At 47.9% G+C, this 13,128-nt stretch carries 7 protein-coding genes; 6 read left to right on the top strand and 1 reads right to left on the bottom strand.

Translation table 11 applies throughout. The features are described from left to right. Positions 1-24 precede the first annotated feature (24 nt). The 4 genes from PWYN_RS04015 to PWYN_RS04000 all read left to right on the top strand — a co-directional run bounded on the left by PWYN_RS04015 (position 25) and on the right by PWYN_RS04000 (position 4,322). The gene (locus tag PWYN_RS04015; protein ID WP_036648787.1) at positions 25-1,431 is read left to right on the top strand and encodes an ABC transporter substrate-binding protein; all 1,407 of its coding nucleotides are present in this window, start codon (positions 25-27) and stop codon (positions 1,429-1,431) included. Between the two features lie 83 nt (positions 1,432-1,514). Then, positions 1,515-2,420, top strand: coding sequence for a carbohydrate ABC transporter permease (locus PWYN_RS04010; protein ID WP_036648785.1), 906 nt, complete (start codon positions 1,515-1,517; stop codon positions 2,418-2,420). A 13-nt stretch (positions 2,421-2,433) separates the two neighbouring features. Next, positions 2,434-3,270 (top strand): carbohydrate ABC transporter permease, encoded by an 837-nt coding sequence (locus PWYN_RS04005; RefSeq protein WP_036648783.1) that lies wholly within the window; start codon positions 2,434-2,436, stop codon positions 3,268-3,270. 50 nt (positions 3,271-3,320) lie between these two features. Beyond that, on the top strand, positions 3,321-4,322 hold the full coding sequence (locus tag PWYN_RS04000) for a glycoside hydrolase family 130 protein (protein ID WP_036648780.1): 1,002 nt from the start codon (positions 3,321-3,323) through the stop codon (positions 4,320-4,322). A gap of 186 nt (positions 4,323-4,508) precedes the next feature. Here the strand turns inward: PWYN_RS04000 and PWYN_RS03995 are convergent, their stop codons facing one another. Beyond that, a complete protein-coding gene (locus tag PWYN_RS03995) occupies positions 4,509-6,005 on the bottom strand; it encodes an amidase (RefSeq protein WP_036648778.1) in 1,497 nt (498 codons plus the stop codon). Between the two features lie 414 nt (positions 6,006-6,419). Here PWYN_RS03995 and PWYN_RS03990 point away from each other — a divergent pair, with 414 nt between their 5' ends. After that, positions 6,420-9,986 (top strand): S-layer homology domain-containing protein, encoded by a 3,567-nt coding sequence (locus PWYN_RS03990; protein WP_036648775.1) that lies wholly within the window; start codon positions 6,420-6,422, stop codon positions 9,984-9,986. A gap of 128 nt (positions 9,987-10,114) precedes the next feature. Further along, the gene (locus tag PWYN_RS03985; protein ID WP_036648773.1) at positions 10,115-13,081 is read left to right on the top strand and encodes a GH36-type glycosyl hydrolase domain-containing protein; all 2,967 of its coding nucleotides are present in this window, start codon (positions 10,115-10,117) and stop codon (positions 13,079-13,081) included. The last annotated feature ends 47 nt before the right edge of the window (positions 13,082-13,128 follow it).

The raw sequence follows: 13,128 nt of genomic DNA, 5'->3' as shown, positions 1-13,128 counted from the left end.
GAAATAAAAGGGGGCACACCAGAAATGAAGAAACAATTACTTCTATCTTCATTAAGCATTGTATTAGCACTCGGTTTGGCAGCATGCGGTAACTCTAATTCCGAAGCTAACACGAACGCCAATACTAAAACCAACACAAAGAACAGTCCAGAGGGTACGACAGAAGTTCCAAAGGAAAAGACCAAAATCAGCTATTGGACCGGCGACCGTCACGATGCTGAATTCATTAAGGAAAGAGTAGCAAAATTCAATGAAACGAATACGGATGGCATTGAGGTAGAACTGGTAGTAAAAGGTGACGACTTCGACACCGCGCTAGATCTATCCTTCCAAACTGCAGACTCTCCCGATGTCATCCGAGTGAAAGAGAATACTATTGGAACCTTTTATCTGAAAGAATATCTGGCGCCTATTGATGAATACCTCACAGATGAGATGAAAGCGAAGTTTCCGGAGATGAACGAACTGAATACCTTTGGCGGTAAACGTTACAGCTTGCCAAACTTCGGCACTACGATGCGCCTGGTATACAATAAGGATCTATTCGCTAAAGCGGGTGTAACAGCGCCGCCTACAACATTGCAGGAACTTGTAGACACTGCTAAAAAGCTGACCGTTGCCGGGAAAGCGGACGGAGCCTACGGCTTCGCGCTGAATTTTAAAAACCCAACAAGTGCGCTTTCACGCTCCGCACGTGTAATTGCTGAAATGAGTGGGTTTGGTGGGTTTGGTTACGATTTTAAAACGGCCCGATTTGATTATTCCGGATTCAAGCCGATTATCGAAGCCTTCAAGCAAATCAGGGATGACGGCAGTATGCTTCCGGGTGTGGAATCACTGGATATTGATCCTCTCCGCGCACAGTTTGCCGAAGGCAAGATCGGAATGTATCTGAGTTATTCCTCTGAACCAGGTGTATACAGCTCACAATTCCCTGCGAAAATTGATTGGGCTGCAGCTCCTGCACCTTCTATCGACGGTACTGTAAAAGGTGCCTCTGGATTCCTTGGTGGTCAATGGCTGGCACTAAGCACCAAATCAGAACATAAAGAAGCGGCTTGGAAGTTCATGGAATACATGTACACTGATCAAATGCTGACCGACTATCAGGAGAACGGATTTGGTATCTCGATGGTTCCTACCATCAGTGCTGCCGCAAAAGTTCCTCAAGTGAATGGTATCGAAGGCTTCCTTCCTAATAAATATGATGGCGTGTGGCCGGTCTATCCTACAGTAGCACCGGAAGGTATGAAATCAAGTGATGCGTTCTTTAAATACATGCTGAACGGTGGGGATATAGACGCCGTAATCACAGATTTGAATAAACGCTATAATGCGGCATTGGATGATGCGATTGCAAACGATGGTTTGAAGGCAGAACCGGACTCAAGCTTTGATCCAGCAATACTAGGTGGAAAATTCGCTAAATAGAAACAGAGAAAAAGATAAGAGGGGGAGAAAATCCCCCTATCTTACCTATTCTTTTAGAGATAGGAAAGGAGCCTAGAGAGAGCATGAACAACAAAATTAGGAATGCAACCTTTGCGTACAGCTATTTGTTTCCGAGCGCCATCCTAACGTTGGTTCTGGGAATTTACCCTATCGCTTGGGCGTTCCGTTATATGTTCTACAACTATAAAGGGTATGGAACGGCACGCTTTATCGGTCTAGACAATTTCACACGTATTATGCATGATACCCAGTTCTGGGATTCGGTTCTTAACACCTTTGTCTATGCAGGAGGCAAGTTATTGCTCTCCATTCCGCTTTCCTTGTTGTTGGCTGCAATTCTTAATCGCGGACTTCGTGGAAAGCATGTGCTCCGGGCCGTTTTTTTTATGCCTACTGTCATCAGTACAGCGGTTATGGCCGTGGTTTTTTTCACCATATTTAACTCCTATAACGGAATACTGAATCAGTTCCTAATTAAATTTAATATTTCAGCCGCCGGTATTGACTGGCTGGGTCCGAAGCACGCCATGCTTACCGTTATATTGGTTGCAGTATGGGGGGCGGTCGGCAACTATATGCTACTCTTCCTGGCGGGTCTGCAGAATATCCCTGAGGATGTTTATGAGAGCTCTTCACTAGATGGAGCCAATAAAATTCAGCAATTTCGCTTTATTACGCTTCCAATGCTCGGGCCCGTGATGCAAATGATTATTATGCTGGCTATCATTACTGCGCTGAAGGGCTATGAGAGCATCATGGTGTTGACGGAGGGTGGACCGGTAGGAAAGACGGAAGTCATGTTTCTCTATCTGTACAAATTGTTCTTCCCGCTCGGAGGCGGTGCAGCCTCAACTCAAGTGCAGGAGTTCGGATACGGCAGTGCAGTCTCGTTCGTTACCGCGATTATTGTCGGGATGGTTTCAGTGGTTTATTTCTATGCATCCAGACGAATGAATCGGATCGATTGAGGAGAGATATGCGATGAGAATACAAAAAATATTCGGAAATACGGTACTGTGGGTCTTTTTGCTACTCTTTGGCTTGATCACTTTGATTCCTGTTATTATAACAATCTTGGGTTCCTTTAAGACAAATATCGAACTAACAACCGGTGCAACCTTGCTGCCGGACAAATGGCATTTATCGAACTATTCTGAGGCTTGGGAGCAAGCGAATTTCTCAACGTATACCCTTAACAGCTTAATTGTCGCGTTGTCCGCGGTGGTAGGTACACTGTTGGTTGCTTCCATGGCGGCTTATGTAGTAGATCGTATGGACTTTTTTGGTAAAAAAATATATGTCAGCATGCAGGCTTTTACGATGTTTGTTGCAGTCGGGGCGGTTGTGCTGCGTCCGCAGTTCGACCTAATGGTGAAGCTGGATTTACACAGTTCCTTATGGGGGGTCATTTTGATTCTGATCTCTGCCCATGCTTCCATCTTCTTCATATTGCTCAGCTTTATGAAGGGAATCCCCAAGGAGCTTGATGAGGCCGCAAAAATTGACGGTAGTTCACTCGGACGGACCTTCTGGAGAATTATCCTTCCGCTACTCGGGCCGGGCCTTGGCGTCGGTGCGTTATTCACTTTCCGCGGTGCTTGGAATGAATATTTGCTGCCGCTCGTGTTCACGATGACCAAGCCTGAGCTTCAGACACTGACTGTTGGCCTTGCGAACCTGAAGTATGGAATCTCAGCCGCATCCCAGACGCACTATATGATGGCTGGAGCGTGCTTGTCCATTTTGCCAATACTTGTTGCTTATGTTTTTGCTAACAAATCATTCATGCAAATGACGGCAGGTTCCCTTAAGGGATAAATCCAAGAGGGTTTGCGTCCGCTATTTTTATATATTAGGAGGATTACAACATGACCGTTCAGGTTCCCAGTATACTTCATTCCAGCAAGTTCATTCACCGTCATCCCGAGAATCCCATTTTGGATGCTGCACGTGTGCCATATTCAACAGCGTTAGTCTTTAACGCCGGAGTGACTAAGTTCAACGGAAAATATGTAATGGTATTCCGTAATGATTACGGTTCATTGAAGGATCAGACCATTGAGCCGCATCATACAACGGACCTTGGCATTGCGTTCAGTGAAGACGGTATTCATTGGGAAGTCAGCTCCAAGAAATGCTTCAAGCTGCATGACGAAGAAATTATCCGAGCCTATGACCCGCGGCTGACTGTCATCAATGGCCGCTGCTATATGTGCTTTGCAGTAGATACACAACACGGGATCCGAGGCGGTATTGCGGTTACGGATGACTTTGAGGATTTTGAAATACTGAGTTTGTCCTCGCCGGACCTGCGCAACATGGTGTTGTTCCCAGAGAAAATCAACGGAAATTATGTACGTTTAGAGCGTCCCTTTACAGTGTACAGCAGAGGCGGATTGGATCGTTTTGATACCTGGATCTCTGAGTCTCCGGACTTAAAGTATTGGGGAAACTCGGACCTTCTGTTTGGAGTGGAGCATGTTCCGTTCGCTAATGATAAAGTGGGCCCTGCTGCACCTCCGGTGAAGACGGACAAGGGATGGTTAACGACCTTTCACGCGGTGGATATTGATCCCGCAAGAGGTAAACATGGCTGGGAGCCAGCTTGGAAAAAACGCTATACTGCTGGCATTATGCTGCTCGATCTCCATAATCCGAAGAAAATTATCGGCATGTCTAAAGAACCGCTGCTTGCGCCCGAAGTCAGTTACGAGATCGATGGGGGATTCCGTAACAACGTTATTTTTCCGGGCGGTATGATTCTAGAGGATAACGGTGAGGTCAAAATCTATTACGGCTCAGCCGACACGATCGAATGTCTAGCGACAGCACATGTAGATGATTTAATAGACCTCTGCCTGAAAGGCTGATTAACTGATGAGAAACCTATGGGTAAGACTCAACTACGCTGGATCCTGGCTTAGAATGGTCTTCCATCCAGATGCTGTAGGTTATGAGTTGCTTGGTTCCCGCTTTATGCAGCGAACTAATAGATCTTATACGAATAAGCCTGTTTGAAATGCCGGGTCCAGCTCGGCTTCAAACAGGCTTTTCTTTTACGGCATAAGAGGATTACCCTTCATTCCCACCCATAGCTCGGACTCTTCCAGCCGTGCAGCCACCTGAAGCAGTAGGTCCTCTCGGCCTTTGCAAGACATCACCTGAACGCCGACCGGCAGACCCGATGGCGTCATATGCACAGGGACGCTCATTGCCGGCTGTCCGGTGAGATTCGCAAGCTGGGTAAAAGGGGTGTAGGTAAGGCTCGGCTCGAACATGGTGTAAATCATCCGCCGCTGTTCGTCTTTGGACATGTCGCTTACTTGCAGCAGTTTTTCGATTTCATCTGGCCGCTGGGTAAGCTCACCGACTTTTGGAGCGGAGTCGGCGTTGGTAGGGGTCACATAAAGATCATAACGTTTGAACAGTGCAGACATTTGAGCGGCTGCAACGTCCCATTCATGTAGACTGTGGATAAATTCGGCGGCGGTAACGTTTTTACCGGCTTCACCGAGTACCCAGGTTACGATATCGACTTCCCCGGCAGAAATAGTACGTCCAAGCATTCCCTCCAGCGAGACGAACATGGCTGCAACCTCTCCAGCGTTCATTGTATAATAGTTTTCCATGAGTCTTACACCGTTCACCGGACTTAGCTTTTCTTCTACTTCATGCCCTTCATCTGCAAGAAACTTCACGGTTTTTAGAACCGCTCTTACAGCTTCTTCGCTTACTGGTGTGCCGACCGGAGAGACCGTTGTATATGCGATTCGCAGCTTTTTGGGAGTAGGCTTCAATAGGTCGTCCAAATACTGCCCCGGGTAGAGGGGGGTGTGAAAAGCTGCCTCAGGCTGCAGGGTCTGCAGCAGATCCAGCATTGCAGCGCTGTCCCTTACTGAACGGCTCAGCGCGAAGTCGATGGATGCGCCTTGCCACTGGCGCCCGATTCCCGGTCCGACTGGTGTGCGTCCGCGTGTTGGCTTGAGTCCAAATAGGCCGGTAAACGAGGCCGGAATTCGGATGGATCCCCCGCCGTCACTGGCTCCTGCTGCCGGAACGATGCACGAAGCAACCGCCGCTGCTGCACCGCCGCTCGAACCGCCAGGAGAAAATTCGGTGTTCCAAGGATTGCGGGCGGGGCCGTGGAGTACGGATTCGGTAATATTTTTAAGTCCGAATTCAGGTGTATTTGTATGTCCAAGCGGTATAAAGCCGCCGCTTCTAATACGGGCCACGAAATTAGAGTCTCGTTTGGCTATATGGTTCTTCATCAGCAAAGCCCCGGAGGTGAGCGGTTCTCCGCCAATCGCTTGAGAGATATCCTTAAGTAAGAAGGGAACCCCTGCAAAAGGTCGGGAGGAGTCACCCCTTGGCATTTCATCTGCTTCCTTCAGGGCAGCTTCGCGGCGGGTACGCACGACCGCATTTAGCACCGGATTGACTTCATCCATGCGGGCGAAGGCTGCTTCTACCAGCTCACGGGGCGAAACTTCACGTGCTTTGACGAGCTCTGCAAGTCCAATAGCATCATATGTATGATAAGAAAAAGACATTATCGAAAACCTCCTTCTAGTGGCTCTATAGCCGCCCCTCTCGAATTATATACCAGAAGGCCGACTTGCGAATGGGTTAAATGCCGTAAGGCCCCGATTATAAAAATGACTGTTCCCGCCAACAGGAAGGGTTTCCTGCCTTAAATATCAGATAACTTCCTGACAAGCACTGTAGCGATAGTGGAAAAAATTCTCGGCATTGCGGTGCCGACAATGGTTTGGTTGATCACGAACGAAAAACTTAGCTGACATTAAAGCGATCATTATAGTAACTTTCTTTTTTACAAACCATTTAAGGTTGTATTTTTGTTATCTAAGCTAATGAATTGGTATATAACCCGTTCGGGGTCAAATTTATACTAAAACAGAACGGTTAAATAATAACCGAGGTTGATTCCAAGAGGGGGAGTTTGTTTGCATCACAGAAAGATTTCCATACTTCTGATTTTCAGTATTATTGTATCGCTTGTTTCTTCTGCCGCATCCATAGGGGCCGCCGGTTCTTTAAACGGGGGGATTCCTTCAAGTAAGGTGTATTTTGAAGATATGCAAGGCCACTGGGCCGGGGAAGCGGTAACCGAGCTTCAAGAAGGCGGGATCGTTACCGGTTACACGGACGGCCGTTTTCATCCGGATGACTTTGTTACTCGGGCCGAATTTGTCTCGATGCTGAACCGCGTATTTCATTATGTGGACAAGGGAGAAGCCACCTTTTCCGATGTGAAGACATCAGCCTGGTATGCAGACTCTGTTCTGAAGGCTCAACAGGCGGGTCTAATCAGCGGTTATAGTGATGGGCGTTTTGATCCGGGTTCATTCATTTTGCGTCAGGACAGCATGCTGCTCCTTGCCAGAACCTTTCAACTGAAGGAGTCATCTGTTGCCAGAATAGAAAAGTTCACAGATGGAAATGCCATTTCCACTTATGCCAAACCGGCAGTGGAGTCCATGCTGGCAGGAGGTTATTTGCAAGGCGATCCATTAGGGAAATTGAACCCAAAGCAGACGATAACCCGCGCCGAGGCGGCCTTTCTTCTGAATCAAATGATTGGTTGGATGAGCATGGTGGATGGTGAGTATACGCTTGGGAAGGTTGAAGGCAATGTAATCATTAACCGTCCGGGTGTTATCTTGAAGAATACAGAAATTCAAGGTGATCTTTATGTATCGGAAGGGGTCGGGGATGGAGAAGCCGCATTCGATCATGTAAGAGTCTCTGGAAAAACGTTTATTCTGGGTGGCGGTGTAAACTCAGTTGTGTTCAGCGATTCGAAATTATCTGATCTATCTATCGGGAAGAAGAGTGGGCCTGTCCGTGTGGCGCTGACCGGCAATTCTTCAGCTGAACATATTTATATCACGCAGAAAGCAAATTTGGAGTTGTCCACCGGTTCGCGGGTGGACTCAGTAACCATTGACTTGAAAGCGGCAGGATCAAGCATTAGGAATAACGGCACTATTGCTCTGCTGGAAGTACTTACGGATGGCATTCTTCTGAATGGCAAACCACTTGAACGGGGAGTGCAACTTAAACTTCTTCAAGGAACGGCCCAGCCCACAAGTACACCGGCGAGCCCTTCTGTAAGCACGCCAGTAAGTGAGCCAATAAGTACTCCAACAAGCACTCCAACAAGTACTCCAGCTCCGTCTTCTTCGCCCGCAGATCCCTGGGAGCTGATCTGGAATGACGAATTTAATGGCAGCATTATAGATACTAGCAAGTGGAACGTTCAAGATACTGGGACGGTCTACAATAACGAATTGGAATATTACAAGCCTGATAACGCGACTATTCGCCAAGAGTCCGGAAACAGTGTTCTGGCTCTTGAAGCCAAGAGTGAGAATTATCAGAACAGAAGCTACACTTCCGCGAAGCTGACCTCCAAAATGAAGGGGGATTGGACTTATGGGAAGTTCACAGTCCGTGCCAAGCTGCCCATACAGCAGGGGATGTGGCCGGCGATCTGGATGATGCCGACGGATGAGATGCAGCAGTATGGACCTTGGCCTGGATCAGGTGAGATAGACATTATGGAATTAACCGGACCGGTGGGAAGTGATCCGGATCATGCCGGCAAATATCCAAGAACGGTTCATGGTTCGCTGCATTATGATGTTCCGCATGACTCACAAACTGCGGAATATGTGCTCCCGGAAGGCATGACCTTTGCAGATGATTATCACGAGTTTACGATGGAATGGCTGCCTGGAGTTATCCGTTATTATGTCGATGGCAACAAGTACTTTGAGACTAATGATTGGGGCACGAAAGCTGAAGGGCAGGGTGATTATTACACATATCCCGCACCGTTTGACCGTCCGTTCTATATGATTCTGAATCTCGCCGTTGGCGGAGATTGGCCTGGAAATCCAAAGAATGATTTCCAAAGTGATCAAATGTATGTGGACTATGTACGGGTGTACGAGTACAAAGATTTGGAGTTGCTGCCGGATGTGACAGGCACACGTCCTGTGGACCCCTCGATGGGCGTTCCGCAGCGGACTCCACTTGCAGACGGTAATCAAATCTATAACGGTGGTTTCACGGGAAATACCATGAACGGGGTTCCGGAGGATTGGCAGTTCCTTTTGAATGGCGGTGGAGATGGTACTGTAAGTGTCGTTGAAGATACGTACAAGGACATGGTCGCGAAGGTTGTCGTTGATCAGGCAGGCACGCAGAATTACTCCCTCCAGCTGACGCAGATGCCGCTGCTGTTGGAGAAGGGAAAAGCTTATAAGGTTACCTTTGACGCCAAGGCGGATGGGGAACGGTCATTTATGACGAAGCTGACGCAATTCGGCGGAAGTTGGACCGCATATTCAGGAGAGAAAAACTACCAAATTAGCGATGAATGGCAGTCTTACGAATATAGTTTCACTATGAATAAAGCGACGGATAATAATGTCCGGTTCGAATTCAATCTTGGTTTGAGTGATATCGACGCTTATTTTGCCAATGTGAGAGTGGTAGAGACAGAACCGCTGCCGCAGGTTCGAGTACCTTTAGCGGACGGAAACCTGATATATAATGGAGGTTTTGATCAAGGGGCGGACCGCATGGCGTTCTGGTCCTTCGCAGCGGAAGCCGATGCTGCTTCTGTAGCCCGGGTTAGCAATGTCTTGTCTTTTCCACTTATGGAGCGCAAATTAAATGTAGATATTACGGGCAGCACAGAGTCAACAGACGGAGTAATCCTGTCGCAAGGCGATCTGGAACTAACGCCAGGAACAACATACAACCTAACATTTGAGGCGAAATCAGATCTTAACCGTCCGTTGGAGATTGAATTGGATACAGGGAATTCCCAAGACGTGACCTACACCGACGGCCAGGTGGTCCAACTGACAAATACAATAACTGACTACAGTGTAGAGATTATAGTGAGCGATTCTGTGAGCCAAAGTGCGGAACTCTTATTTCTAATGGGTGGAGCAAGCGGTTCTGTTGAACTGGATAATGTACGTTTGACTCCGGTTACAGGGGAGCAACCAACCGGAGCCAATCTGCTGGATAATGGTGATTTTGCAACAGCATTTCAAGGTTGGAGCAGCTACTCTACGGACAGCGATCAGCTCTCGATAGAGAATGTAGATGAATCCCTGCAAATCAATGTTGGCACCGTAGGTAACAATCCTTGGGATAGACAGGTGTTTTATGAAGGTGCCAATTACATCAACGGCAACCGCTATACACTCACGTTCAAGGCTAAAGCTACAACAGCAAGATCAATGAATATCAGTCTAGGCTGGCTTGATGCGGCTAATAACTATTTATGGCACGCGTATGGCGGCAAAATCATTGAGCTCGGGACTGAATATCAGACCTATACGATTGTGTTTGATGTTGCACCCGACAGTACAACAATCGGACGAATATCCTTTGAACTGGGAAAAGTCATGGATGCAGCTATTGGAAACCTAAGTGTGAATATTGACGATATTAGCTTGGTCAATAACGGTCCATCACCACAGAATTAAGATCCAAAGGCTCTAATTGCTAATCTAGCAAAAACACAAGATTTCATCGGATGGAGGCAAGAAGGGCGGTCCCTGATATTCGGGTACCCGGCTTGCCTATATCTGTATGGGATAAAAGGAGGAAATTCATGTTAGTACATCATATAGCAAGACAGCATCTAGGGAGTCCCGAGGCTCGGCTTCGGGAGCTGTTCCCAAGCCAGATTTCACCAGAGGACATGGTGGATGCGATTTATACTGATGCGGAGCAGCAATCGGTTATCGGGGTTTCCGGTTTACCACACAAAGCACCGGCAGTTTTGGAGATAATGAAGCACTCAGCCATTGCTTCATTTCTGCTTGGTCTGACCACAGAGGAAACCTCTGCTTTGATTAGGTGGAGCGATCAGAAAATCGAACTGTTTGTCTGCCCATCAAGGGTGCAGAAGGCTGAGATTCCAGAAGATACCACCCGGGAAATTCAGCAGATACTGCTGAATGTGAAAGGCTGGGCAGGTTCGTTGAATGGCGAGGGGGGACACGAAGTTGATTTGATGGCTCCGTCGCCCGGACCGCATTTCCATGTTAATCTACTGCTCGGTAACAGGATCGGTTATGCCCATCCTCTGCAGACAACACCTAAAAGTGTAGTCGACCGCTTGGGTGGAGGCAGCTTCCGTTCACATGCCGCAACGCAGGTACTCGCCACGCGTTGGGATATGCGACAGGAGGAGAACGGATTTCCCGCGAACCGGCAGTTTTATCTGTATGAAGATAGCCGCCAGATCTTTTATTCTGCTGAACCTGGGGATCCCAATATCATTTCCGCTGTGTGCTGCCATTCACAGAATTACACGACCATTACATACGTTACCACCTGCGGACTTACAATTCTACGTACGATTTTCATTCTTCCGCAAATGGAGGGTCTGCCACTAGCCACTGAAGTACAGCGCATCACCATAAGCCATAGCGGAAAAGCGGTAAGAAATCTTCGTTTGGTATATACAGGAATGTTCGGTTCAGCGGCTCCCGGCGCGTTGTTCGAGGATGTACTCTATAGCAATATTATTATGCAGGGAGGGATTCTGAAGGATGAAACCGGAGCCTTGGCGGCGGTCAGCCCCGATTATTACCCTGAAGGAGGGAGAACCGACCGCAGATTTCATACCCTCATGGTCCATAATGGAGGCCAGCCGCAGTTCCCACGGGAGTTTTGCCTGAATTACAACGAATTTGTGGGAAATGGCACGCTTCAGCGGCCTCAAGGCGCGTTACAACTAAGCAACTCTCTTTATCGCAAGGGACCTGGCTTTTTTGCCGTAGCGGCTCAAATAGAAATCAATGCGGGTGAGACGGTGATGACCGACCATTTCACAGGCCTTGTTTCAGACAAAGCGAACCCTCACTGGGGGGATCACACTCTGGCGGAGGAAGTAGAGCGGCTTACGGTACGATTCTCTGACCCGTCAGAGGTAGATCGGGCATTGACACAAAATCAAGAATTTGTTCATAAGTACAGCAACTACTTGCAAGTGAATACTCAAAATGAAGACTTTAATACGTATGTAAATCGGAACTTGCCCTTTCAGGTTCTGTACCAGTCGTTTGTTTCCCGTTCCTTTTGCCAAACGCAGAAAGGATACCGGGAAATCGGCTTTCGGGAGATTCAGGATATGTATGCCTCCATGTATTATTTTACAGGAATGGGTCAAGGAGAACTGGTCCGGCAACTCCTTAAGGAATGGACCAGCATGGTATTTGAATTCGGCTTCGCCTACCACAATTTTTTCTGGACAGGTAAAGAAGCGGGGAAATGGTCGGATGATGCTTTATGGTTGGTTCAGGCCGTCTCCCGTTATATTAACTTAACAGGTGATATCGGTTTTCTGGACGAAGAATGTGTAGTTGCGGGTAGTGTATCGTCCGAAAGACGCCCGGTTTATCAGACTCTACAGTCCATTCTTGTCTATTCCGGCTTAATTTCAGTAGGCAAACACGGACTTCCGCTGCTGGATTATGCGGACTGGAATGACTGCCTCAAGCTCGATGAGACCTGTATAAATGGAATAGTAAAGGAAGAACGGTACCGTGAGCAGATCAAGAATTCCGGGATGTATGGTGACCCACTGGAAAATAATTATTCCGAAAGCGTTATGAATGCATTCCTGCTCAAAATGGCCATGGATCAAATGATAGATTTGGCGGAACGCAAGGGAGATAGCGATTATGCGAAGCAATTGGAAGAGCGCAGCAGCCAGCTGTTTATGCGACTTCAGGAGCATGCCTGGAAAGGTGATTTTTTTGCGCGGGTGCTGTTTAACCGGTATGAGAATGGTGCGTTTACTTATTTGGGGGCGGGTGGAGACGGATTGTCCGCCGATCCGGAAATAGACGGCTCGTATTTCTTGAATTCGTTCAGCTGGAGCATTCTGTCCGGTTGCGCAAGTGAGCAACAGATCGAGACCATGCTGGATGTAATCGAACAGCGGCTGAAAACTCCCTTTGGCCTTAAGCTTGTCACGCCTGCTGCACTGGGCAAGGTATCATCCCATACCGCTTCTGATGAATACTTCCCCGGTGATCGGGAGAACGGCGGGGTGTTCAAGCATGCTTGCATGATGGCGACTACATCTATGTTCAAGGCAGCTCGATCTGTGAATGATGGGAAACTCGCTGCAAGACTCGGACGTCTCGGCTATTGGCTCTTGGACATTACAGTTCCGTACCGGACGCTTGAAGATCCGTTCAGCCTCTGCGGAAACCCCCGATTCTGCACGCAGTATAACAACAGTGAAACGGGGGAGAACATCGGTCCGATGCTGAGTGGAACCTCTACCTGGCTTACGCTGTCTTTGTTAGAAGCGCTTGGGGTGGAGCACACGCCAGAGGGAATTATAATCAATCCTATTCTGCGAGAAGAAGAGCGTTCACTGGAGTTCGTATTAAATCTAAATGAAACGACGTACCATGTGAGCATCAGCAAGCCGGAAGGCTTTCATCGATCCATGGATAACCAGGTTCAAGTGAGTCTGGATGGTCAGGGACTGGAGAGCCACTGGATACCGAAAATGGCTGATTGCAAACGACATGAGATTAGAGTTGCTTTTAGATGAGTAAGAGATACAACAACTTATATGATAAATAAAAACAGGGACCGTCC

The organism is Paenibacillus wynnii, from assembly GCF_000757885.1.
Taxonomy (GTDB): Bacteria; Bacillota; Bacilli; order Paenibacillales; family Paenibacillaceae; genus Paenibacillus_AQ; species Paenibacillus_AQ wynnii.
The sequence above is the reverse complement of the archived record's forward strand: the minus strand, read 5'-3'. Positions and strand labels throughout refer to the sequence as shown.

Bases quoted from the DNA above. Each gene is read 5' to 3' on its own strand.
- PWYN_RS04015 (WP_036648787.1), top strand. From the start codon at position 25: ATGAAGAAACAATTACTTCTATCTTCATTAAGCATTGTATTAGCACTC.
- PWYN_RS04010 (WP_036648785.1), top strand. From the start codon at position 1,515: ATGAACAACAAAATTAGGAATGCAACCTTTGCGTACAGCTATTTGTTT.
- PWYN_RS04005 (WP_036648783.1), top strand. From the start codon at position 2,434: ATGAGAATACAAAAAATATTCGGAAATACGGTACTGTGGGTCTTTTTG.
- PWYN_RS04000 (WP_036648780.1), top strand. From the start codon at position 3,321: ATGACCGTTCAGGTTCCCAGTATACTTCATTCCAGCAAGTTCATTCAC.
- PWYN_RS03995 (WP_036648778.1), bottom strand. From the start codon at position 6,005: ATGTCTTTTTCTTATCATACATATGATGCTATTGGACTTGCAGAGCTC.
- PWYN_RS03985 (WP_036648773.1), top strand. From the start codon at position 10,115: ATGTTAGTACATCATATAGCAAGACAGCATCTAGGGAGTCCCGAGGCT.